14 protein-coding genes are annotated in these 25,361 nt (G+C 35.6%); 5 read left to right on the top strand and 9 right to left on the bottom strand.

Translation table 11 applies throughout. The features are described from left to right. A complete protein-coding gene (gene bioA / locus YWA_RS0112515; RefSeq protein ID WP_022828854.1) occupies positions 1-1,272 on the top strand; it encodes an adenosylmethionine--8-amino-7-oxononanoate transaminase in 1,272 nt (423 codons plus the stop codon). Between the two features lie 115 nt (positions 1,273-1,387). Further along, complete coding sequence (locus YWA_RS0112520) at positions 1,388-2,545, top strand: beta-ketoacyl synthase N-terminal-like domain-containing protein (RefSeq protein WP_022828855.1); 1,158 nt, start codon at positions 1,388-1,390, stop codon at positions 2,543-2,545. A 110-nt stretch (positions 2,546-2,655) separates the two neighbouring features. Here YWA_RS0112520 and YWA_RS0112525 read toward each other — a convergent pair whose 3' ends face one another. The 3 genes from YWA_RS0112525 to YWA_RS0112535 all read right to left on the bottom strand — a co-directional run bounded on the left by YWA_RS0112525 (position 2,656) and on the right by YWA_RS0112535 (position 10,161). Further along, positions 2,656-8,106 (bottom strand): T9SS sorting signal type C domain-containing protein, encoded by a 5,451-nt coding sequence (locus YWA_RS0112525; protein WP_026718791.1) that lies wholly within the window; start codon positions 8,104-8,106, stop codon positions 2,656-2,658. A 529-nt stretch (positions 8,107-8,635) separates the two neighbouring features. Further along, the gene (locus YWA_RS0112530) at positions 8,636-9,490 is read right to left on the bottom strand and encodes a DMT family transporter (protein ID WP_022828856.1); all 855 of its coding nucleotides are present in this window, start codon (positions 9,488-9,490) and stop codon (positions 8,636-8,638) included. Positions 9,491-9,717: 227 nt separating this feature from the next. Further along, positions 9,718-10,161: a nucleoside deaminase gene (locus tag YWA_RS0112535; RefSeq protein ID WP_022828857.1), complete on the bottom strand. Its 444-nt coding sequence runs from the start codon at positions 10,159-10,161 to the stop codon at positions 9,718-9,720. A 49-nt stretch (positions 10,162-10,210) separates the two neighbouring features. Here YWA_RS0112535 and YWA_RS0112540 point away from each other — a divergent pair, with 49 nt between their 5' ends. Further along, complete coding sequence (locus YWA_RS0112540; RefSeq protein ID WP_022828858.1) at positions 10,211-11,992, top strand: 1-deoxy-D-xylulose-5-phosphate synthase; 1,782 nt, start codon at positions 10,211-10,213, stop codon at positions 11,990-11,992. Between the two features lie 46 nt (positions 11,993-12,038). After that, a complete protein-coding gene (locus tag YWA_RS0112545; protein WP_026718792.1) occupies positions 12,039-13,007 on the top strand; it encodes a DUF3078 domain-containing protein in 969 nt (322 codons plus the stop codon). Between the two features lie 140 nt (positions 13,008-13,147). Here YWA_RS0112545 and YWA_RS0112550 read toward each other — a convergent pair whose 3' ends face one another. Beyond that, positions 13,148-14,494: a deoxyguanosinetriphosphate triphosphohydrolase gene (locus YWA_RS0112550; protein ID WP_026718793.1), complete on the bottom strand. Its 1,347-nt coding sequence runs from the start codon at positions 14,492-14,494 to the stop codon at positions 13,148-13,150. Positions 14,495-14,808: 314 nt separating this feature from the next. Here YWA_RS0112550 and YWA_RS15120 point away from each other — a divergent pair, with 314 nt between their 5' ends. Beyond that, the gene (locus YWA_RS15120) at positions 14,809-15,360 is read left to right on the top strand and encodes a C40 family peptidase (RefSeq protein ID WP_022828861.1); all 552 of its coding nucleotides are present in this window, start codon (positions 14,809-14,811) and stop codon (positions 15,358-15,360) included. A gap of 49 nt (positions 15,361-15,409) precedes the next feature. On the opposite strand, the gene YWA_RS0112560 is transcribed toward YWA_RS15120, so the two are convergent. From YWA_RS0112560 to YWA_RS0112585, 5 genes are all read right to left on the bottom strand, one after another. Next, entirely contained in the window at positions 15,410-15,631 is a 222-nt protein-coding gene (locus YWA_RS0112560; protein ID WP_026718794.1) for a hypothetical protein, read from the bottom strand. Between the two features lie 125 nt (positions 15,632-15,756). After that, positions 15,757-19,170 (bottom strand): PA14 domain-containing protein, encoded by a 3,414-nt coding sequence (locus tag YWA_RS0112565; protein ID WP_022828863.1) that lies wholly within the window; start codon positions 19,168-19,170, stop codon positions 15,757-15,759. Between the two features lie 320 nt (positions 19,171-19,490). Beyond that, positions 19,491-19,967, bottom strand: a complete 477-nt coding sequence (locus tag YWA_RS0112570) for a regulatory protein RecX (protein WP_022828864.1) — start codon at positions 19,965-19,967, stop codon at positions 19,491-19,493. A gap of 288 nt (positions 19,968-20,255) precedes the next feature. Continuing rightward, positions 20,256-22,250 (bottom strand): T9SS type A sorting domain-containing protein, encoded by a 1,995-nt coding sequence (locus YWA_RS0112580; protein WP_022828866.1) that lies wholly within the window; start codon positions 22,248-22,250, stop codon positions 20,256-20,258. 421 nt (positions 22,251-22,671) lie between these two features. Continuing rightward, positions 22,672-25,092, bottom strand: a complete 2,421-nt coding sequence (locus YWA_RS0112585; RefSeq protein WP_022828867.1) for a ribonucleoside-diphosphate reductase subunit alpha — start codon at positions 25,090-25,092, stop codon at positions 22,672-22,674. Between the last annotated feature and the right edge of the window lie 269 nt (positions 25,093-25,361).

A 25,361-nucleotide genomic window follows, 5' to 3' on the forward strand; every position in this document is an offset into this window, starting at 1 on the left:
ATGAATCTTATCGAAAAAGACCGTAAATATCTTTGGCATCCTTATACCCAACATAAAACGGCTGCAACCCCAATCGCAATTGTCAAAGGAAAAGACGCTTTATTGTGGGATGAAAACGGCAAAGAATACATTGATGCAATCGCATCGTGGTGGGTCAATCCATTTGGTCATTCCAATACCTTTGTTGCCGATGCGATTTATAAGCAATTAACGACTTTAGAGCACGTTTTATTTGGAGGATTTACGCACGAACCCGCCGTTCAGGTAGCTGAAAAGTTACTACCGATGTTACCTTCGAATCAACAAAAACTATTTTTCTCTGACAATGGTTCGACTTCAGTAGAAGTTGCGATAAAAGTGGCCTTACAATATTTCTATAATAAAGGTGAAAAACGTACCACGATTATTGCTTTTGAAGATGCGTTTCACGGCGACACATTTGCCGCAATGGCTGCTAGTGGGATTTCATTTTACACCCAAGCTTTTCAGGGAATGTTTATTGACGTTGTCCGAATTCCCGTTCCAACACCCGGAAACGAACAAGCCAGTTTTGATGCATTGGAAGACGTAATTCAAATTAATTCTTGTGCAGGATTCATCTTCGAACCGCTCGTTCAAGGTGCTGCCGGAATGGTGATGTACAATCCTGAAGCACTTGACGAACTAATTGAAATTTGCAAAAAACACAAAGTTCTCACCATTGCTGATGAAGTAATGACGGGTTTTGGCAAGACCGGAAAAAACTTTGCTTGTGATTATTTGAAGCAACAACCGGACATGATGTGTTTGTCAAAAGCTTTAACTGCCGGAACAATCCCCATGGCTTTGACAACCTTCACACAGGAATTATTTGACGCTTTTTACGACGATGATATAAATAAAGCGTTGTTTCACGGACATACATTTACAGCAAATCCAACGGGTTGTGCGGCCGCTTTGGCAAGCATGAGTTTACTTGAAAAACCAGAAATGCAGGCGAATATCAAACGGATTACTACAGAGCATTTGGCTTTTCAAAAACGAGTGCAGAACCACCCGAAAGTAAAAACAACTCGCGTTTTAGGAGTAATTTTCGCATTGGAAATTAAAAGCGATTCGACCGAAAGTTATTACGGAAGCATGCGAAACAAACTCTATAATTTCTTCATTGACAAAGGCGTTATTTTAAGACCCGTGGGAAATATTGTCTACATTTTACCTCCGTACATCATAACGGACGAACAATTGCAAAAAGTCTACACGATTATTGAGGAAGCCATAGAAATAGTTTAATTTTGGAGCTATTTCCGGCTATCCGCTTCAATCTTTTGTTTTTTAAAGAAAAAAACAAAAGGATTTTCACTGCTATCCGGGCTATTAGTTTCAGAATCACCACACCATTTATATTTTGCAAGAACCCATTGCTATAACAGCACTTTCAACGCTTTCTCCTTTAGGTACAAATCCTGAAGAAATTTGGCAGAATTATTTGCGACCTGATCATTTTTTAGAACTAAAGTTATTTGGAACTGAACTAGAATTCATCGCACCGTTATCACTAGAATCAAAGAAATTAGTAAGTCAAATTGCCAAAAGTGATTCCAAATATAAATCTTTAGATCCTTCTGTCTTGATGGCTATTTGGACTTCACGAAAAGCAGTTGAGCAAGCAAATTGGAATGAAAAATCTGATTTTGGAATCAATATTGGTTCGTCACGTGGAGCAACGACTTTATTTGAGCAACATTTTGAACAATTTTTGCAAACAGGAAAAGCACACACTTTAGCTTCACCATCTACAACTTTAGGAAATATTTCCTCTTGGGTTGCACATGATCTGCAGTCCGATGGACCAGAATTATCGCATTCCATAACTTGTTCTACGGGTTTGCATGCCGTACTAAATGGCGTTGCTTGGTTAAGAGCCGGAATGGCAGATGCTTTTTTGGTTGGAGGAAGTGAAGCACCTTTGACTCCATTTACAATTGCCCAAATGAAGGCAATGAAAATCTATGCTGCAAATACGGAATTGGATTTTCCTTGTCGTTCGATGGATCTAGCCAAAACACGGAACACGATGGTGCTTGGTGAAGGGGCTGCATCCATTTGTTTAGAATTGGGTGAACGATCGAATGCATTGGCCTACATCACAGGAATTGGTTATGCCACTGAAATCTTAAAACACAGTGTATCGGTTTCTGCTGAAGCAGAATGTTTTAAAAAGTCGATGAAAATGGCCTTGCAAAATATTTCACTTGATGAGGTAGATGTAATTGTGATGCATGCTCCAGGAACTATAAAAGGCGACTCGTCAGAATACAAAGCAATCCAGCATGTCTTTGGCGAAAGCCTTCCACTTTTAACAACAAATAAGTGGAAAACGGGTCATACTTTTGCCACTTCAGGACTTTTGAGTATGGAGTTAGCCGTGTTGATGTTGCAACATAATTATTTTATTGATGTTCCTTTTTGTACACCTCAACTACAATCGAAAGATATAAAAAAGATTTTAATCAATTCGGTTGGTTTTGGTGGAAATGCCGTCAGTATTTTGTTGCAGTTATAGTAGTTGAGAAATTCTCTGGCTCTAAACCAATTAATCGGATTTCGAAAAAGCGTTCTGAGCTATTTATTTCATAAAAATAACATAACGAAATTCTTTTCTATTTCGTAAAGCTAATAGACCTTTTGTGTGACTACTCCTCCGTTATTCAATTTTACTTTTACAATTAAAGTCTGATCTGCATAAACGAGGTGACTGGCGTCAAAAGTATTTGTGTTGCAATTTGTTTTCTCAAAAACAAGTCGGCCGGTGATGTCGTAAACCGATACGGTGTTGATGATTTCAAAAGGCGAATTTACATGCAAGACTACTTGGTTCTTACGAATAACTACTCCTTTTATTTGCTCGTTGAATGTTGGATTATCTAAGGTTTCTTGCGGCATGTACCTCAACACAAATCGGGTGTTGAATGTTCCCGGTATAGTCGCAAAAGTATAATCAGACGCTTTCAAATCGTGAATCACATTCAGCACATTGTCTTGCAAATAAATGTCTTGGCCGTTAAGCAATCCGTCTACTTGGTCGATACTGATGATTAAGTTTCCTGTTAGGGATGTACTATAACCTAGGGGAACGGTATCTGTATTTACAAATGGCAAGCTACGTCCTTGAATGACAAGATTTTTGTTATCTAAAATAGAATAGAACGTTACGAAGTTACCTCCAAAAGTTTCTCCGTCGTAACGGATGTCAAAATCATTTGTGGCATTTTCAATATAACCAACTAAGATTTGATTAAAGCCTTTTTCTTGACCCTTGAGATTTAACCAGATTCTGTGTTTGCCAATCATTTCCCAGTTATCAACTGGTTGTGTAGCGACTGGCCGGAAAAACTGATTGTTATTGTTAGTACTTCCTGTCAACGCATCAACTCGCATAGCGTTGTTGAATAGAACTGTTTTAGTATCGTCGTCGTTAGTTCCTCGTACAAAAAAAGCTTGACCTGCTGCAATGTATCCTGAAGGTTGCACATAATTATTTCCGAGTTCAGGAACTGAAGTAGCGGGATTTGATGTAGCTGTAGCAACACCACCTGAACTATTCCAAGAGGCATAATCATTGGGAGTATAACTTAAAGTACTTCCACCAACAGCGGTATTGTGTGTCCAAAAATATAAAGTTCCTGCTACCACATTATTTCCACCTGGATTTGTATTCATATTCTCGTCTAAAAACTTATGAGCACTAATGGCTGAAGGATATGGATTCCCTATTAAGTTCCATTTATAATGTGCTTCGGTAAGACTACTTGATCCTTTCAGTTTCATTCGTACAATTCCATTATTATTTTTGCCGAGAAAATTTGCAGCGTAAATTCCCTCAGTTCCTGTGATATCGTAGTTTTGTGGAGCCCTAACAATATAACCACGGCCGGGAATCATTGCAGCAGTACCTTGATGATTTATCTGCCATTGTTGTAAGTCTTCATTCCATCGGTAATATTTATCTGCGAGCGTTAAGGGCGATAAGTTGTTTAAAGTAAATTCTCCCGGTTGTGCAACGCCATCACCGTCTTCAAATACAGGCGAACTCCAATAACTAAAATCGTAGCGTAACATGGGTTTAGCTAGTCGTTCCATTTTAACTTTACCCACATTTAAATTACCCGTTTTATTATCAACATCCATAATCTGAATTAAGCTACCGCAGTCTTTTATATAGATTCCATTTAAAGCATCCGTATCTACAGTGCTTACTTTATTTGCAACTCTAAGTGTTTTGTTGCTTCCAATTTCTAATAAACTTGAAATTACCTCTAAATTATTTGCCACTTTAATGACATCAGCTCCTAGAAGTTTAGTTCCAGTTCCAGAAATTTTTAGATTTCCATATTCGTTAGTTGATGTGAGAGGAGTTATTGTTTGGTTCCCTAAACGCGAATATTCAACAGTACTGTTGTTTTCAAGAATTATTGTTTCAATATTGTCTCTTACTGAAGTATTTGAAGCTCCACTGAATCCATCGGTATCGCTTGTTCTGAAGGTACCGCCATTTTCCACCCTTATCATTTGCGTTCCTAATGGTCCAATGATTGAATCATCATTAATTGTGAAAATACCATTATTTTTTATTACGAAGCTTCCATTATTATTTAAAGTAATATTTCCCCCTGAATTTGCAATATTACTTCCTGTTACTTCAATGTTTTGATATACTTTCGATCTGATTGTTTGTTTTGTTATGGAAGAATTTGAATACTCAACTATCCCACTTCCATTCAAAGTATAAATACCACGCATGTTTGGCTGAGTTCCTGTTGTCCTTAAAATTAATCGGCCACTATCCATGAGAAAACCAGTACTGTTTCCCGTTGTTGATGCAAGGTTTCCACCCGCGTCAACGGTTGTGTTTTCAATTATTTGAACTAAACCATAAGTATCAACATTTACAGTCCCAGTATTTTTTATCCCTCCTCCACTGAATGTAATATTTTTGTAATCGAAATTTGTAACCACTTGATTGCCATTTCGACCAAATACTACTGTAGAATTATTACCGAGCGTTGGTAATATGTTTGGTATAGCAGTATTCCCACCTGTAAAACCTTCTGCGTCTTGAGTAATAAAATTGCCATTTATTATAATAGACCCACCTCCAGTAATGCTGTTTTCACCATTATTATCAAACGTTGCCGCATCATCAATAGTCATGATTCCTCCTAATGAAAGATTATTTGAAGTAGGATTCAATGCGTATCTAGAATTTCCGTTAATATTAATGTTGCCAGAAACCGTCATGCTTTCTTGACGATTGGAAACTATTACAGAATTGTTGAAAGTTAAACCAGCAGGGCTTCCAAATGTACTCATTGGAAATGGCGTCATTGTACTTGCATTGAATGTGTAATTTACGCCGGATTCATAAGTTTTTGTTCCCGTAACTGTAATAGCGGAAACTAAACCACCTGTATTTGCAGTAATTAAATTAGATCCTGTTCTTGTTGCAAAAAGTGCAGTTCCCGAAATTGAAAAAGTGCTTAATTCTAAAGTTCCAATGTTTTCAAATGTCCCGCCATTTAAAGTTATATTACTCGTTAATGTTGCTGTACATAAAGTTGAAATTATAGTTCCACTAGGATTTGTCAATGTTAAAATCCCAGTCGACCCGCCAAGCTCTGCAAGTCCAGCAAATGTTCCGTTACCTATTTGCCATAAACCAACGTCCGCTGTCTGCCTGATCATTGATCCATTTCCAATTGCGACTATTCCGTTCCTAAACGTTTTTTTACTTACTCCTCCCCAATTTACAGTTGTGCCGTTGAGTTCGAGTTTGCCATTTATTACAGTTGGGTTTGAGCCACCAAAATTTCCACTACCAATTTTGGTGATTTTAAAAACAGGAATTACTGAAGCTGAAACTCCGGGAAAGTAGGTCTTCCCATCTCCTTCAGGGATTGGTCCTGTTGTATTCCATTCGAAAACGGCTTTGTCATTCCAAATAATTTGAGCCGAATTTGCATAGCCAAAAGCTCCGTAACCACTTCCAATAGTCGCTGATCCATCACCAATAATAATTTTTCCTAGTACATTAAGTGACGCAGAGCCTAAAAATTTTATTCGATCTGAATAGGAGAAACTTAACCCACTATTTATTACTTGTAAAACAGCGCCAGATTGGATATCGACATCTATTCCTAATCCGTTATTAATATTGAGAATTCCTGCATTAGTATCTACGATTAATTTTCCGCCATTTTTAATGATCAATTGATCCACTGTTATATCTGAACTTAACGTTATTGTATGTCCATTTATAATTTCAATCGTACTTGCCAGTTCTGATGGAGTAACTGTGGCATTTATCCACGTACTTCCATCATCAGATGATTCCCAACTAGATGTTGCAGACCAATTTCCTGAAGTTTTACTTCTAAAATATGCGTAAGCAGGACTTGGCAAAAATGCATTGTCTTTTCCTGCCGCAAAATATTGTGTTCCATTTAATGAAGCTGTTGTAGTGCTTGTACTAGAAGTAAAAAGTATGGGATTAGTTCCTGAGGCGATAGCAGAAACTTCTGTCCAAGATGTCCCGTTGTAAAATCCTATTTTTGGATTTGTAGCGCCATTGAAATCATTATTTTCGTCACCTACATTATATTGTACAGCAACTTTTAAATTACTGCCGCCAGTTTCATTTTCAGAAACAAACCATTTTCTTTTCACCGTTTTTAAATTAAAAAAACCGTTCGAAATTGATTCATCAACAATACGAACACCATAAACATCTGGAATTCCTGCACTTTCAAATAGTATTGGATTATACGACGAATTTCCTACAGGGAAAGTTACAGACGTAATATTATTGACGGGGCGTTTTAGTTGTCCCGTTCCGTTTGTAACTATAAAATTGATATTAGTAAAATTAGAAAACAAGCCAGAGACGGTCAAATTACTGTTTCCTAGAATAATTTTTCCAGCATTTAAATCTAAAGTTTTATTGACGATAACCGTACTTGCTGGTTGCAATGACAAACCAGATATATTGTTAAGTGTTAAGTAGTCAAACGTTGTGGGACCAGTTATAGTTTGAGGAATAGTACTGGTGAAAAATACAGCACGATCGTTTGGATAAAAACTTCCTGAACTATTCCAATTTCCACCGATTTCTAGGTCACTACCTTCCATATTACCAAGTGAAAAATTTCCGTTATTTATGAGATTTCCACCAATGCTAAGTTTGCTCGATTTGTTGCCATAATCTCCATAGCCCATGTACAGGGAACAACCAAGATCAATTATAAGATTTTTTTCAATTTGTAATGGTGCAGCAAATGCGCTAGAACCTGTATTTGGATAATCTAATGTAGTATTATTTGATAGCTGGATGGAACTTGGATAGCCAGCACCTGAAGTAGAACTCCACTCTAAACCTCTTCCGTAATAACCTCCTACGGAATAAACTAGTATAGAATTGGGACCATAATTAGGTGCGTTATAAAAGAAACCATTTGCATTTATTTGACATCGTCCATTAATAGTCAATGTTGCACTGCTAAGTTTTATTCCTGAAACAGTTTGAAATGTACCATCAACGATTTTTGAAACGCCGATGTCAATTCCACCTGGACCTGCAACGTCTACATTTAAGGGGCGTCGACCGATATCCATCGGCCAATAAGAATGGCCGCTATCTATTGGACCATAAACACTAGTAGAATTATTAAAGATAAGTGTCCCGTCATCATAGGTCCATAAACCACTTCCACTACCGAAACCTCCTTGGTTAATTTGGAAAGATCCCTTTATTGTCGTAGTACCATTATTAATATAGTTAACTTTAGTTGCTAAAGTTCCTCCAAAATTAACCGTTGTGGTTGTGCCTGAGTATCTTGTTGCATAGAAATCATTATCCATCAAAACGACATTTCCATCTGCAATTATCACATTATCACTAGAAGTTGGAACTACTCCTCCACCCCAAATTGTAGCGTTGGACCAATCTCCAGAACTTATAGATGTAATAGTAGTAAAAGTGACTTTGTCACTATTTTTAGTAAAAATACCGCATGTATTTATAGTAGGAATTCTAGAATCTAAAGTAACACTCCAACCGTTAAATCTCAATAGTAAAGCAAAAAGAAGACATAATATAGTTTTATTTTTTTTTATCAAGAGTAACGTAGAATTTACAGTTACTGAATTTAAAAGAGTCCTGCAATAGAGCAAATTACCTGATAGAATGGATACAATTGAAATACACAAAAAAAGCCTTTGAAATAAATTGTCAAAGAATATATTTATTGTCGGAACTGCAAGAAAATAGTAGGTATTTTTGTTCATGGCTTTTATAGTAAGTTTGAAATAAACTAATTAGAGATAACAAATTTAGCAGAAAACCAATATACTTTAACATTATTATAAATTTTTATTTTAAAACTTATAAATACCGATGAAATACACTAAACTCTATTTAAAATACATATTTTTAACTATAATTCAACATAAAATAACCTAGTTTCCGATAAATTACTTTAGTATTAATCCTAGTGCTCAAGAATTTTTACAGTAATAATAAAGTAATTTAAAGCTGGTTATAGAAAGTTTCTAAATTTTAAAACGTCGGAACGAAGTAATGAAATCATCGCTTTTGGGATTAACCCATTTGACCCAAAACAATCAAAATTACCGAACCTAAAGCCAGAATTAAACCAAGGTAATTCACTCTAGAAAGAGTTTCTTTAAATGCGATTACACCAATTAAACTTCCCAAAATAATCACTCCCATATTCATTCCCGCAAATACTGTTGAAGGACTTTCAGCAAACGATTTATGTGCTTTTAGATAAAACAAGATATTCCCAAAATTAAATAAACCCACTAAAAAACCAAAGAGTAAATTTTTAAGTTGAAACGATTTTTTTTTATGATACCAGTTGTATCCAATAACAAATGCCATTACAAGAAAAGCAATTGCGAAAATAAAAAAGAGGGAAGTTGTATAGGGAATTTGCGTGTAAACAGCGATTTCTTTGAATAAAATATCTATAATTCCAAAACCTAAAAAGACTAGGGCGGGATATTTCCAACTTGAATTAGAAGTCGTACTTGGTTTGGAAAGGATAAAAAAAAGTGATAGAAATCCAACACCAATTCCAATTATTTTATAGGTGGTGAACACTTCTCCAAAAATAAGCCAGGCAGCTAAAATGGGAATTATAAGTGACAATCGTTGAGCTGCATCTGTTTTTACAATTCCAATATTTGCAATAGATGCAATCAAAAACAAGAACACAACGGGAAGTAAGATTCCTAGACTACCGTATACTAAAAATGGCGCTGAAGAATCAATCGTACTTAAATTTGGCTTGAAAAAAACTGCAGAAAGAAGTAACGCAACTAAGTAATTCGTCCCTACAACTTGAATGCTATTGATTTCATACCGACGGCTTATTTTGAAAATAACTCCAACGGAAACGCTACAAATAATACTGAATAGTAAATACCACATTGATTTTAATTTGCTAGCAAAATTAAGCTTTAAAGCGGAAACAGTTGACTAATTACAGTATAAAGTAATGGTTTTTCAGTACTAGATAATTTTAAAAAAATTATACTATAAAATCAAATGACGTTAATAAAAGTAATATGCCAGATAATCTTACATTTCTCCAAGAAATTCAATTTAAAAAAAGAAAAGTATAAATCTATAAAGATTAATAGCTACACCTTCGTACGCTACCCTCTTTTTTCTAAAAAAAATCGTTGCATCAACGCTCTGGATTCCTCCGCTAAAATGCCGGAAACCACTGTCGTTTTTGGATGCAGTTGAGTTCCCATCGTTCGATAACCTCGTTTTTCGTCAGAAGCACCAAAAACGATTTTGGTTATTTGGCTCCAGTATAAAGCACCAGCACACATTTGACAAGGTTCAAGTGTAACATATAAAGTACAGTTTTTTAGGTATTTTCCTCCTAAAGCGTTTGCAGCGGAAGTAATGGCTTGCATTTCGGCATGAGCGGTCACATCGTTCAGCAATTCAGTTAAATTATGCGTTCGGGCAATAATCGTATTATCGACAACAATTAGGGCTCCAACGGGAATTTCGCCACGGTCAAAAGCTATTTCAGCTTCTTGCAAAGCCCGTTTCATAAAATATTCGTCGTTGAAGATGTTTTCCATAAAGGCAAAAATAGAAAACAATATTGTAAATTTGGTTTTTATTCCAACTATGAAATCTACGTTACTTTCACAAATCAATTCTCCGGCCGATTTACGCCAAATTCCAGAAAAGGATTTACCCCAACTTGCCCAAGAATTACGCGACTTTATTATTGATATCGTCTCTGTAAAAGAAGGTCATTTAGGAGCGAGTTTAGGAGTCGTGGAATTGACAATTGCCTTGCATTATGTGTTTAACACGCCTGAAGATTTACTTGTTTGGGACGTGGGACACCAAGCCTACGGACACAAAATTTTAACAGGAAGAAAAGATAATTTTGAAACGAATCGTCAGCTTGGAGGAATTTCTGGTTTTCCAAAAAGAAGTGAAAGTGATTTTGATACCTTTGGCGTAGGCCATTCTTCTACTGCAATTTCAGCCGCTTTGGGAATGGCAATTGCTTCTCATTTGAAAGGAGAAACACACAAAAACCACATTGCCGTAATTGGCGACGCTTCAATTGCATCCGGAATGGCGTTCGAGGGACTGAATCACGCTGGAGTTACAGATGCCAATTTACTGGTAATCTTAAACGACAACGCCATCGGAATTGATCCAAGTGTTGGTGCTTTAAAAAATTACTTAACCGCCGTCAAATCGGGAAAGAATCCAAAGCAAAACAACATGATCAAGTCGTTAAACTTTGATTATTCTGGACCTATTGATGGACACGATATTTTTGCCGTAATCAAAGAACTCAAAAGACTTAAAACCACATCAGGACCAAAATTCCTGCACCTCATTACAACCAAAGGGAAAGGTTTAAAGCAAGCCGAAGCCGACCAAGTAAAATATCATGCCCCAGGAAAATTCGACAAAATAACGGGAGAAGTTATCCTAAAATCGGAAGCACATTTACCGCCAAAATTTCAAGATGTTTTTGGATTAACGCTTTTAGATTTAGCTCGAAAGAATGAAAAAATCATCGGAATCACTCCGGCAATGCCTTCGGGAAGTTCGCTGAAATTCATGATGGATGCATTCCCAAAAAGAGCCTTTGACGTTGGAATTGCCGAACAACATGCGGTAACACTTTCTGCAGGAATGGCTACTCAAGGAATGGTTGTTTATTGCAACATTTATTCGTCGTTTATGCAACGAGCTTACGATCAGATCATTCACGATGTGGCCTTGCAAAACTTACCCGTTATTTTCTGCCTCGATCGAGCAGGATTAGTTGGTGAAGATGGCGCCACTCATCACGGCGTTTTTGATTTAGCTTACCTTCGTTGCATTCCTAATATGCTGATTTATGCACCACGAACAGAATTAGAATTACAAAACATCCTGTATACAGCTCAACTTGGATTGCCACATCCTATTGCCATTCGGTATCCAAGAGGTCGTGGAATTACTGTGGATTGGCAAAAAAATCATTTAGGAAGTTACGAAGAAATCCAAATTGGAAAAGGCTTTCAATTGCAAAAAGGAACTTCATTTGCTGTAATTTCAACAGGAACGATAGGCAATAATGTTAGTGATGCCTTGAATTTGCGTGCCAAAGACATTTTCATTTCACACTATCATTTTCCTTGGGTCAAGCCTATGGATGAAGAATTACTACATCACATATTCAAACAATATTCCACCATTCTTTCCGTTGAAGATGGTACTGTAAAAGGAGGTTTTGGAAGCGGTATTGCAGAATTTGCTTCAAAACACAACTACAAAAATGATCTACAGATTTTAGGAATTCCGGATACATTTATTGAACACGGAACTGTGCACGAGCTACAAGAGATTTGTAAAATCGATGCTAAAAGTTTGCAAATTGTTTTTGAAAGCCTTTGAAATTGCCGACTTTTGCAAATTGTTGTCCCGAATTAAACTATTTTCTATGCGATTAGTAAGCTTAACCTTTGGGTTATTTCTTTTGTTTTCAGTTCCCACATTTTCACAAACAGGTGATACCATTACTACTAAAAAAGTGGACTCCATTAAAGTAGTTCCGTCAAATTGGAAAAAGGAAAACATCGTAGGATTTGATTTAAACGAAATTGCTTTCGTCAACTGGAATGCCGGAGGAAACAGTTCAATTTCAGGGTTATTAAAAGGAACATTCACAAGAAATTATGCGGTAAGTAACCAGAAATGGTTGAATGAGTTGGTGATTCGCTACGGAATCAGCAAGCAAGACGGAATAGAACTTCGTAAAACCGATGACGCGTTGCAATTTAACTCGACTTTTGGTTACAGAAAAGACACAACATCCAACTGGTATCACAGTGCGAAATTTAATTTCCGAACACAATTTACAGATGGATATTCCTACCCAAACAAAGACATTTCAATATCGCAAGCGTTTGCACCCGCATACACTTTTCTAGGAGTTGGAGCGGAATACAACGATAAGAAAAAGACACTTCAACTGTATCTTTCTCCGATGACGATGAAAAACACACTTGTCTTAAATCAACGATTGGCTAACCAAGGTGCTTTTGGGGTTACAAAAGCGATTTATGATCCCGTTACGAAAGAATTGATTCGGAAAGGAGAACAGTCCCGAACAGAACTAGGAGTTCTAGTCACTGCAGGATTTAAACAAGAAGTATTTAAAAATGTAAAACTCGACAACCGATTGAGTTTGTACAGCGACTACATTAATAAATTTGGAAATATTGATGTCGACTGGCAAATGCAGTGGGATTTTATTGTGAATAAATACGTTAGAGCCAACATCAACACGCACTTAATCTACGACGACGACATCAAAGCTAAAGAAGAAGTGGATGGGAAACAAGTGACTTTAGGTCCAAAAATTCAGTTGAAACAGATGTTAGGAGTTGGAGTGACTTATAGTTTTTAGATTAGAATTATTCTTTTATTTTATACAGATTGCACAAATTTTCACAGATTAAATTTATTAAAGAAGCAGTTAACGTTTGTTCAAAATCTGCGTTCCTGATAATTTTTATAAAAGCAAAGGAACTAAAACTCCTTCTTTAGCTACACCTTTTTACGTCCATTGATCATTTCAAACAATTCCAAAGCATTTCCGTCAGTTAATAGTGAAACATAATGGCAAATATGAAGCAAGCGTCCGTACAATGTTTCTTTTTCCTGCTGAAATTTTTCAGGTAACATTTTTAAAATCAACTGATCATAATTAGACAGCGTTCCTTCGTATTGGTTATTAACCGCCGTAATAAATTTGTCTAGCAAGGTTTGTAGAATTTCATAGCCCACAATTTCCTTTTCAATCACTTCCCGACTTTGGTAAATATTTTGCACACTCAAGTTGATAATGTCTTTCATCTGAGCTTGGTATTTACTTTTGTCCGTCAATGCATGGTGGAATTCGCCTTTCAGAATGGCTTCTTCATTTTCAATAAAAATTGCAACCACATCTTCAATTAAAGTCCCAATCGCAACGGCTCTTAAATAACTGATTCGGTCTTCTTTACTCGTTAACTGATTGAATTTGGGAGTGTCAATTCGGTCTTTTACTAATTTTATCAAGTATTCTAACGCATAATCTTCAGAAACCAAACCGAGGTTGATGCCGTCTTCAAAATCAATGATCGTGTAGCAAATATCATCGGCAGCTTCCACTAAAAAAGCAAGTGGATGACGGTGGTAATGTACTTCATTTGCATCTGATTTTTGGATTAATCCCAAATCAGTAGCGACTTCTTGAAAGAACAATTTGTCTTGCTGAAAATAGCCGTATTTCTTATCTGAGATTTGTTTGGTTGGCTTTTTTGGCAAAGATTCCTTCGGGTATTTCATAAAAGCCCCTAAAGTGGCATACGCCAAACGAATTCCGCCTTCAATACCTTCTCTTGATGTACTTAGTACCGAAAAACCGTTTGCATTTCCCTCAAAATCAATTAAATCCTGCCATTCTTTTGGCGAAAGCTGCTTTTGAAAACAAGCACCTTTTCCTATTTTGAAATATTCGCCGATTGCCTTTTCACCAGAATGTCCAAAGGGTGGATTTCCGATATCGTGTGCCAATGAAGCAGCGGCGACAATTGCCCCAAAATCATTCGCTTGATAACCGTGAATTTCTTGTAAATACGGATATTTTTCGAGTATTTTCTTTCCAACTAATCGGCCAATAGAACGTCCAACTACTGAAACTTCTAAACTATGCGTCAGGCGAGTATGCACAAAATCAGTCTTTGACAAGGGAATTACCTGGGTTTTATCTTGTAAACTGCGAAATGCTGCCGAGAAAATAATCCGATCAAAATCGACTTCAAAAACAAGTCGGGTTTCGTCTTGTTCTTTGCGCAAGCGTTTATTTTTATCGCCTTGGCGTTTAAGCGATAACAGTTGTTCCCAGTGCATCATTTTGATATAGTATTGATTTGATCTGTTTTATGATTTTAAAAGTACTGATTCTCCAATTTTTATCGTTCGTTTATGAAACGTTATTTTGAATTTCAGCGTTTTTCAAAGATACATAAATAGGAAGGAGTCGGAAATTAATTTCGATAGAACTAACTGATTTTTTTCAAGTAAAAACTGATTTATCGCACTAATTTGAATACGAAAGTATTTAAAATTCTTTTTTTTGACCCAAATTTTACAATATCAACTTTAAATCTTGTGATGAATTATACAGTTAAAACGAATAAGTTTACAAAAATATAATTCACCGAATGGGCACAAAAAAACTAGTTAGTTTGATTTCTATCGTATTCGTAGCAATTGGTGTTGCTTACATTTCGTACGGAATATACCAAAAGCCAAAAGAAACAGGCACTGAATTTGTATCTGAAATTCCCGAATTGATTGTACAAACTTATGCAGTAAATGATAGTTTACAGGATCGTATTGTAAGCTACGGAATGGAATATTTGGGAACTCCGTATGTCGAAAGTGGCTGCAGTAAAGACGGATTTGATTGTTCGGGATTTGTCTATTTTGTATTTCAACACTTTAAAATCAATGTTCCTCGAAGTTCCGCATCCTTCGCTAATTTTGGCACGGAAATTCCACTCAACGAAGTCCAAAAAGGAGATTTGCTGCTGTTTTTAAGTCCAACCCGCGATGTCATTGGCCACATTGGAATCGTATCAAAAGCGAACGGAATTAAAAGCGATTTTATTCATGCATCTTCCGGTCGTGAAATGAAAGTAATCGTAACCAGTATGAAAAATAAGGGCTATACAAAACGATTTGTGAAAGCCGTTCGCGTTATAGGAAAATAAAAAATATTGCTTTTTGTCAAAATCCTATAGTATATTGCTTTTGTTCCAATTATTCCTTTTCATTGGCCAAGAAGAATAATCTTGATTTCTGGTTGTACTTATTGTAGCTTCTGTCGCTTGGATTTGTAATCACCGTTTTGATGTTTACTTCATCACCTAATTTAAAATTGGCGACGGTATAGTTATAGTCTAATAAATACGGCCCACAGAAAAAATTTCCATCTGCATCTTGCTCAATAATTCCTGTGTAAACGCCTTTTTCTTTCGTCATAATTTCTTTTTTTTTCAAATGTAAGAAGAATTTGGTTTGCCAATAGAATGATTGACAAAAATATGTTCCAAAAAAAATTTCCACTGCTTTCGTGATGGAAATTTTAAGTAAAGCAAAATCTAATCTTAGTTCAAAATAATCTTTTTAACCAATTCAGCTTTGGTATCGGTAATCACTTTTACAATCACAACTTGGTTGTTTACCGAAAGTGATTGAGTGGTAAATTCTTGTGCATTAACATTCTTTTTAGTAAAAATCTCGCGTCCTTGAAGGTCATAAATAATTACATTATCAATGGTTACATCTGTTGATTTTATATTGATTTGGTTATTCTTGTTGAATACTAGGATTGAATTTGCAGTAATTGTTGGCGTTTCTGTTCCTAGTGTATCGTCAGGATTTTGATACAAAATTTCGAATCGTTCGTTGAAAGTTCCCGTAGCCGTTGTAAAGCTGTAATCCATTTCTTTAAGATTAACGATCGCTCCGTTACTTTTATCTTTTAAGAAGATATCTTGTGCCACAAAAAATCCGTCAAAATCAGTCAGATTAATTTTAAATTGTCCACCAACGTTTGTCGTATATCCAAGTTGAATCACATCTGTATTTTCAAAATTCAAACTTTTACCTTGAATGGCTAAAGTAGATTGTCCTAGAATGGAATACATAGAAATTACATTTCCTCCAAAAGTTGCTCCATCGTAGCCATTGTCAAATCCATCCGTGGCACCCGAAACATATCCTACTAATAATTCAGAAAAAGCATTATTCTCGTTTGACACATTAATCCAAAATCTATTTCTATAAAGTGCTTGATCCACTTGTGTTGGCGTTGTTTTATAAAACTGTTTATTTTTTCCAATTACTCGCATTTTATTATTAAAAACTAAAGTATTAGATGAATTGGTTTTATTACGTTCTATAAAAAACCCTTGGCCTGAAGCAATATTTCCCGATGGTTTACTACCTCCCACTGCTGCAGGTTGAGTAGCCACACCACCTACAAAATTGTATGCAGCATAATCAGCAGGGCTGTATTGATAATTAGTGTTTGCGGTATTGTGTGTCCAAAAATATAATGTTCCTGTAATAATATCTTTATTGTCTTTAATAAATTCGTCAGCCGAAAGAGCACTTGCATAAGGATTTCCAACTAAATTATATGATCCTTCGTTTCCTGTATTAAAAGTAATGTTTCCATTATTGGGCTTTCCAATAAATCTTGTATTGATATCAACTGCCACTGAATTAATTTCAAAGTTTTGAGGTGCACGAACACAGTATCCGCGACCTATTTCCATAGGCACGTTTCCACCATATAAAATAGCCCAACTACTATTTGGGTTATATTGATAATATTTATCCGATAAAGTGTTTGGAGACAATTCGTTCAACTTCCAGTCCGCAACAGGCGAAGACCAATATGTAAAATCGTAACGACGAACGGGTTGTGTATGTCTTTTAACTTCGAAAGAATTTTCAGTCCCCGTATAAGAAGCATTTTCTTTTACTTGAACAAATGAACCGTTGTTTTCAATAATAATTTTGCCTGAACCTTCAACACTTACGTCACCAATTACCGTTAATGTTAAATCGCTCGGTACCATTATCGTTATACCATCTTTAACTATACACGTACAAATAGTCAAATCCTGCGTTAAAGTCAAATTGCTTTTTACAATGGCATCTGAATTTTCTGGAGCAGAATTGTTCTGCCACGTATTTCCAGCAAAATTATTTTCGGATTTTACAATATCAATTCTGAAATTCGCATCGCCAGAATCTTCAATTGTTCTAACTTCAATCTTAGTATTAGCATCAAAACAAAAAAGACCTAACTCATCTTTGTACGTATCGCTTCCTCCGTACCAGTTAGTATAATTACGCACTAAAACACCATCAATTATAACTTGTGTTTTATCATCATAATTCCTAACGGTCAATTTATAACTCCCAGATGGAAACCCTTGCCGTTTGTGTATTATTGTAAAATTATCATTAAGAACTGAACATCCTAACCAACCTTGTGAAGTACTTGGAGATAGATTTTTATCCCAGCCATTATTAGCTAAATCCTGCGTGTCCGCTCCAAGTGTGTTTTGTTTGTAATATCCTTTGTAGGAGGTTAAAGCAGGTGTCATACTTTTATCTGCAAAAGCATAAACATTCCAAATATTATTTCCAAAAACATTTGGATCTCCAGGCGTCCCAATGGAAATGGTTTTCGTAACAGCTGTTGAGAATCCGCCACATTGAATAACTTGAACCCAATATGTTGTAGTAACAGTTGGACTTACAATTATTGTAGCGTTATTTTCAGATCCTATAATGTTTGAACCAGGAACTCCAGTTCCCCAGCGGTAATTACCGTTAACTCCATTAGAACCTACAGCCGTCAAAGTTATCGCTTCTCCCGCAGCACAATTACTGTTAAGTCCTGAAATTGAAGTTGGCGCCGTAAGATCTGCAACTTTTGTATATTTAAAACTAACGCGTGAATTACCTGTATTTTCAATATATTCAAGTATAAATTTTTTATCATTTCCATCTATACAAATTGTTGACGAATTCGTTGTTGTGTATGATTGATCTGTCCAATTATTAATAATCCACGTTAATCCGCCATCAATACTTAAACGGTATCCATCGTCTCCGCCAACTGTAAAAATATAATTACCCGAATCTAATTTTACATTTCTGCGGTATCTAATTGCAAAATTATTAATTTGTGGGTTACACAAATTGACGGTATTACCGCCCGGTGTTGAAGCTGCATTGTCACGATCAAAATTTAGATTATTTTCAGTGACATAACCTTTGTAACTAGTCGTAGGGAACGTATTTGCTGAATAAGAAAAGCTACTTGGCAAATCATAAGTATAACCTAACCATTTATCTGTTAAGTAAGAATTTTGGTCTCCTTGAGGGGTACAAACAGTTACGACTTTTCCACTAAAAGTTGGCCCTGATATATTATCAACAGCAAAATTATCATTTGTTCCATGCTTTATATGAAATGTACCGCCTGACCAAGAAACATTTTCGCGATTAAATGGATAAATCCGTATGTAAAAAGTTTGATTGGCTTGGACATTTAAACCAGTGAGATTGAGTTTTTTTTGTTTTGGGCTAGATGTAACATTACTTATCGTTTCAATAAAAGTACCATTGGAAGTGTCTGTAGAATATCTCACTTCAAAATTTCTTGGACCACCTGGCTGATTAGCATAAATAAATTTGAATTCACTCAAATCTATTTTAAAGCCATTTTTTGCTTTAATTGAAAACTCGATAAAATTATTGTAATCTGGTGTAGTTGCAGATGTATTATAATTTGTACCTCTAAATCCTGAAAATGGATTTGAACCATAGTTATCAGTCACAAAAAGACCCCCAACAGGATTAGAAGAAATTGAGCCGTCAGTCAGTATTAGTGTTGGATCAGGTTTTTTGTCAAATCCATTCCATCTTACTAAATCAACCTGTCCCATCACAATAACCGGCAACAAAACAACAAACAACACTAATAATCTTTTCATAATAAAGTAGTTTTGGGGTAAACGAGAAATAAAGAAAATAAAATTTCCTTATTACTAATTTTCAAAATTACAATCACTTACGAAGAACGAGCAAGAATGGTTGTAGGAATTTTACTATATTCGATGAACGGTTCGATTATCAGTTGAACGGCACTAATTGCGAAAACGTTGTAGTAGATTTAATGTGATTTTATGAAATAAAAGCGTACAGAAGTTGTTAAAAACAACTTCTTGCAACTTTAAATTATTTATTTTTATGACAAGAGGTGATTACGATAACGAACTTTCTTTTGGTAAAAAAGTACGGTTTTAAGTTTTCCTTATTTCATTTCCAACTCCTTAACCTTGGCATAAACCAAATCACTTTCAAAACCCTTACGCAACATAAAATCGCAGAATTTTTTCCGCTTAATGAGTTTGACTCGTTCCGTCATGTGTTCCCAGTGACGATCTGATAAAGTATCGAAATTAGTTAAGTATTCATCATAATCCAATTCCTTTAAGCCTTGTTTGATATTGAATTCCGAGATTTTTCGCATTTTGAGTTCGCGAACAATTCTGATTCTTCCCCAATATTTAATACGGTGTTTGCCACGTGCAAAACTACACGCAAAACGCGTTTCATTCAGAAAATCATGTTCAATGAGGTGAACCAATATTACATCAATTGCTTCGGGAATCATTCGCAAGGATTGTAATTTCGAAATTACCTCTTGATGGCAACGCTCTTGGTAAACACAGTAATTTTCTGCTTTTCGAGTGGCTTCGATTAACGTATGGGAAGAAGTACCGTGCATAAAAATTCACTTTTAAAGGAACTACAAAAGAAACAATTTAAATTGGAAACAGTTGTAAATTTCACTTAAAATTAAAGTGGCAAAACTCCTGTAAGCAATTCAAAACTTATTAAAACTTCTAAAAACGCTCTTTTATTATTTCTAATTCTTTTTCTTTTCAATTAAAATTTTTAAATCTTACTATGAAAACAGTGGCTTCGGTACTAAAAAAAATATCCCCAAAAAAGTTTTTAGCTCTTTTGAGGATAATTACATATTTTTTTAAAGTTTTCGAAAAAACTTATTGCCTTATTTTTTTATTATTTTTTTTGTGATAATTTCGTCACCGATAGCAATTTTAGCAACGTAAGTTCCTGCTGGAATAGCACTTAAGTTTGCAGCAGATTGATTACTATTTATAAATTTTTCGGATTGAATCAGTTTTCCTTCTAGACTATAAATATCAATCTTACCATTATGTTCTTTATCAAAAACAAAATTAACAGTGTCGCTCGTTGGATTTGGATACATCTTTAGCAAACTCATTTCACTTACAGTACTGCTTACAAAATCCGGTTTTTTACAATCTATCACTCTGAAGAATTGTGGCGGAGAAGAGGTCCAAACTGGCCCTGTTGAGATCGCGACAAAGTATATTTTCCCCGGAACAAAATTCATACTATTGACTAAATTATTTAACGTTACACTAGACGGAACTGTGCCAGAGGCGCTCACCCAATTGTTATATAAATCCTGAACAAAAGTCCAATTCACTAAATTAAATTCTGCAATTCGCAGATGATAACCACTCTCATTCATACTGCAACTTCCGTCGATAACTATTTTACTACGTAAGCAAAATTCATTAATTTGCATCGGACCATAAAATGACGACGCTCTTGCTAGAGAATGCACATCGTTAAACTTAAAGCATGCGGTTTGTTTGCCATCATCTTTGCAACTAATCAAAATGCTATCTGACACTTCTGGACAACCTGGTTTTGTTACATTCACTGTTAGTTTTCCATTTCCATAAACTGTAGTATTTAATATTTCTCCGCCATTTTGAATAACTTGTCCATCCAAAAACCATGTAATAACAGTTCCTTGCTGATCAAAGCCTTGGTCTAAAACATGAAATATTGGTTCTTCACCTTTACAAAGTATCATACCTATATTTACTTCAGTAGGACAACATTTTTTTGTAATAATTGAAATTTGGTCGCTTTGAGGTTTGCAACCAGGTAGCGAAACTTCAACCGAAATTACACCACTTATTGGATTCATTAGCAAAACAGTACCTCCATTTTGAACCACGTTTCCATTGTGATACCAAGTTATTATGAAATTACTGTTATCAAAACCTTGATTTGAAATTGTAATACTAGGAATTGCAGTATATTCTCCTTCACAGATAATTATATCCGGCCCAAGATTTACAGTTGGGATTTGATCAGTTACAGTAAATAAGTGGGTAAAGGTGCAGCCAGCGCTATTTGTAATGATAAGCGAATAATTACCAGGTTGCGAAGGGGTAAAACACTTTGCAGTGCTTAAACTTAAATTAGAAGTAGTGGAGCCCCAATTATACTGATAGCTATCGCACATTACTGGACTTGGAGCACATAACTCTTCCATTTTACTACATGAATAAATGATACTTGGCAAATTAAAATCGATAGTATCGCACAGCTTTCTCAAATCGAAACCATCCACTAAAATCCCCTGCGTATTTTGATTTGTAAACGGTTTAAATTTGATTAGTATTTTATTATACAAATTTGATTCGGCTGGCGTTATAGTAAAGCTAGTAGTTAGCTGGTTCCACGTTTTCAGTGTGTTGTTTGGTGAAGTATATACCAATTTACCATCACAATCATTATTATTAACCAAATAAACTTGCAGTATTTGCTTATCAACATTTATCGGGATAAACTGTATTTTTTGAGTAAGCGCGACCCAAAAACTTAAATCGTACTGACCTGAAATCAAAGGACTGCATAAAGAGCCTTTTATAATTTCAGGAGCAATATCTTGACCCATCGCACCACCTTGACCTGACCCAAAATAAACATATCGGTTGTTTCCATTTCGTTCGTCTAAATTTCCAAACCAATTAACAGGAACACCAACTAAACTGTTTGAAGATGCACGATCCATTAAATCGGCACGATTAGTTGGATAATATGAACAATCATCAGTCCAACCCGTTGCGCGATTCAACTGCGATCGATCAGTAGGAATCGTTCCAAGTTCAAAATCTCCATTTATTATTAAATTTTGCCCTGTTACTATGTTTAGCATGAGCAGTCCTATTATTAAGATAAAATTTTTCATAATACTTACTTTTTCTATTTCCCTTACTCTATAAGCTTTTCAGGTTCCGCTCTAATTAACTACTGTTTTCAAATTAAAATTCGAGGCAAAAAGGTTTCTTCATATTTTGATTATTAAGGTTTATACTTTTAAATCAATTTATATTTGAAATTGTTACCTATTAATTTTGATTTTTTTTAGAAAAGTAATTAGAGAAGAAAATATTTTTAATTAGAAAATAGTTTGGATGAAATTCTAATAATAAGCAAACTAACACGGCTTAAAAAGATTGAGTAGTAATATAATTTTGAAAAAAATTTAAATTCAGCAATATCGAAACAAAAAAAACAGCCACCTTTCGGCAGCTGTTTTCTCAATTAACTATATGTAACAAATTATAATCTTCTATTTACGAACCACACATTTCACAATCATCTGGAGCGGCACTTTTGGCCATTTCAATCATTGCTTTGTATTCGTCTGCAGTCATTTCAACTTGTGCTGCAACTACAGGAGCCACTTTCGCTTGCACTTGTGGAATCTCAATTGGTTGTACTTTCTTGTCGTTATTCAAAGTGAACTGAATAGCATCTACCGCCGATTTTGTTCGCAAATAATACATTCCGGTTTTCAATCCTGATTTCCAAGCATAGAAATGCATGGATGTCAATTTTGAATAGTTTGCATCTTGCATGAATAAATTCAACGACTGCGATTGGTCAATAAAGTAACCACGATGTCTTGACATATCAATAATGTCTTTCATCGAAAGTTCCCAAACGGTTTTGTACAATTCCTTCAAATCTTGAGGAATAACGTCAATATTCTGAACCGAACCGTTGTGACGCATGATTTCTTGTTTCAAATTATCATTCCACAAACCTAAATCCACTAAATCGTGTAATAAGTGTTTGTTTACCACAATAAATTCGCCTGAAAGTACTCGTCTTGTGTAAATATTAGAAGTGTAAGGTTCAAAAGCTTCGTTGTTTCCAAGAATTTGTGAAGTTGAAGCCGTTGGCATTGGCGCTACTAAAAGTGAATTTCTCACACCATGTTCCATTACTTCTTTTCTCAACGAACTCCAGTCCCAACGTCCTGATAAATCTTCGTCTTTCAATCCCCAAAGGTTGTATTGAAATTCTCCTTGTGAAATTGGCGAACCTTTAAAAGTAGAATACGGTCCTTCTTCTTTTGCCATTTCCATTGAAGCAGTTACTGCCGCAAAGTATAATGTTTCAAAAATTTCTTCGTTTAATTTCTTCGCTTCGTCACTTGTAAAAGGCAAACGCAACAAGATAAAAGCATCTGCTAAACCTTGCACACCTAATCCTACCGGACGGTGACGCATGTTAGAGTTCTCTGCTTCTTTTACTGGATAGTAATTTCTATCAATAACTTTATTCAAGTTACGCGTTACTCTTTTGGTTACGTCATGCAATAATTGGTGGTCAAACTTTCCGTTTTCCACAAACATTGGTAACGAAATCGAAGCCAAGTTACAAACAGCAACCTCATCAGCAGAAGTATATTCCATAATTTCAGTACACAAATTCGAGGAACGAATGGTACCTAAATTCTTCTGATTCGATTTACGGTTGGCGGCATCTTTATACAACATATAAGGCGTTCCCGTTTCAATTTGCGATTCTAGGATTTTCTCCCAAAGTTCACGCGCCTTGATTGTTTTTCTACCTTTTTTACGTTCTTCATAATCAACGTACATTTTCTCGAATTCTTCGCCATAAACGTCGTATAAACCTGGACATTCATTTGGACACATCAACGTCCAATAACTGTCTTCTTCTACTCGTTTCATGAACAAATCTGAAGTCCACATTGCGAAAAATAAATCTCTCGCACGCATTTCTTCTTTACCTGTATTTTTCTTTAAATCCAAGAAGTCAAAGATATCTGCATGCCAAGTTTCGATGTAAATCGCAAAACTTCCCTTACGTTTTCCACCACCTTGGTCTACATAACGAGCTGTATCGTTAAAAACACGTAGCATCGGAACAATTCCGTTTGAAGTTCCGTTAGTTCCACGAATGTACGATCCCGTTGCACGAACGTTGTGAATAGACAAACCAACACCTCCCGCAGATTGCGAAATTTTAGCTGTTTGCTTCAACGTATCGTAAATTCCATCAATACTGTCGTCTTGCATTGCCAAAAGGAAACAAGAAGACATTTGAGGTTTTGGAGTTCCCGCATTAAACAACGTTGGCGTTGCATGCGTGAAGAATTTTTTCGACATCAAGTCGTACGTTTCTAATACAGAATCCAAATCATCTAAGTGAATCCCTACCGAAACACGCATCAACATATGTTGAGGACGTTCTACAATTTTGCCGTTTATCTTTAGTAAATACGAACGTTCCAGTGTTTTAAAACCGAAGTAATCGTAGTTAAAATCTCTGTTGTAAATAATATGCGAATCTAAAAATTCCGCATTATCCATAATCACTTTGTGCACTTCTTCAGACAACAATGGTGCCTCTTGATTGGTCCTAGGATTGATGTAATGAAACATTTCATTCATCGTTTCCGAAAAGGATTTAGTGGTGTTTTTGTGCAAATTAGAAATCGCAATTCTTGCTGCTAATTGTGCATAATCTGGATGAGCAATCGTCATCGAAGCCGCAGTTTCTGCCGCTAAATTGTCCAATTCCGAAGTCGTAACCCCGTCGTAAAGCCCTTCAATAACACGCATGGCTACTTTTACGGCATCTACTAAATCATTTAAACCATAGCATAGTTTTTTAATTCTATCCGTGATTTTGTCAAACATAACCGGCTCTTTTCGCCCGTCTCTTTTTACTACGTACATAGTTTTTTTGTTTTTCAAATTAGAAAATCCCTTTCCTAATTTGGGTTATTTGTAATCATTGTTTTGCCACTAAGGCACAAAGTCGCAAAGTTTTTTTGGACTTATTTTTTGAAGCTATTTCCAGCTATCCGCTTCCATCTTTGTATTTATAAAGAAAAAACACAAAGGATTTCACTGCTATCTGGGTTAATCTAATTTTATGGCTTTGGCTTTTTTAGAATCTAACGTAATTTCAATTTTTAAAATCCGCGTAAATCAGTTAAATCCGC

This window comes from Flavobacterium antarcticum DSM 19726, assembly GCF_000419685.1.
Taxonomy (GTDB): domain Bacteria; phylum Bacteroidota; class Bacteroidia; order Flavobacteriales; family Flavobacteriaceae; genus Flavobacterium; species Flavobacterium antarcticum.

Coding starts and splice junctions, on each gene's coding strand:
- YWA_RS0112530 (WP_022828856.1), bottom strand. CDS start 9,490: ATGTGGTATTTACTATTCAGTATTATTTGTAGCGTTTCCGTTGGAGTT.
- YWA_RS0112570 (WP_022828864.1), bottom strand. CDS start 19,967: ATGCACGGTACTTCTTCCCATACGTTAATCGAAGCCACTCGAAAAGCA.
- YWA_RS0112580 (WP_022828866.1), bottom strand. CDS start 22,250: ATGCTAAACATAGTAACAGGGCAAAATTTAATAATAAATGGAGATTTT.
- YWA_RS0112585 (WP_022828867.1), bottom strand. CDS start 25,092: ATGTACGTAGTAAAAAGAGACGGGCGAAAAGAGCCGGTTATGTTTGAC.
- YWA_RS0112545 (WP_026718792.1), top strand. CDS start 12,039: ATGCGATTAGTAAGCTTAACCTTTGGGTTATTTCTTTTGTTTTCAGTT.
- YWA_RS0112560 (WP_026718794.1), bottom strand. CDS start 15,631: ATGACGAAAGAAAAAGGCGTTTACACAGGAATTATTGAGCAAGATGCA.
- YWA_RS0112540 (WP_022828858.1), top strand. CDS start 10,211: ATGAAATCTACGTTACTTTCACAAATCAATTCTCCGGCCGATTTACGC.
- bioA (WP_022828854.1), top strand. CDS start 1: ATGAATCTTATCGAAAAAGACCGTAAATATCTTTGGCATCCTTATACC.
- YWA_RS0112565 (WP_022828863.1), bottom strand. CDS start 19,170: ATGAAAAGATTATTAGTGTTGTTTGTTGTTTTGTTGCCGGTTATTGTG.
- YWA_RS0112535 (WP_022828857.1), bottom strand. CDS start 10,161: ATGGAAAACATCTTCAACGACGAATATTTTATGAAACGGGCTTTGCAA.
- YWA_RS0112550 (WP_026718793.1), bottom strand. CDS start 14,494: ATGCACTGGGAACAACTGTTATCGCTTAAACGCCAAGGCGATAAAAAT.
- YWA_RS15120 (WP_022828861.1), top strand. CDS start 14,809: ATGGGCACAAAAAAACTAGTTAGTTTGATTTCTATCGTATTCGTAGCA.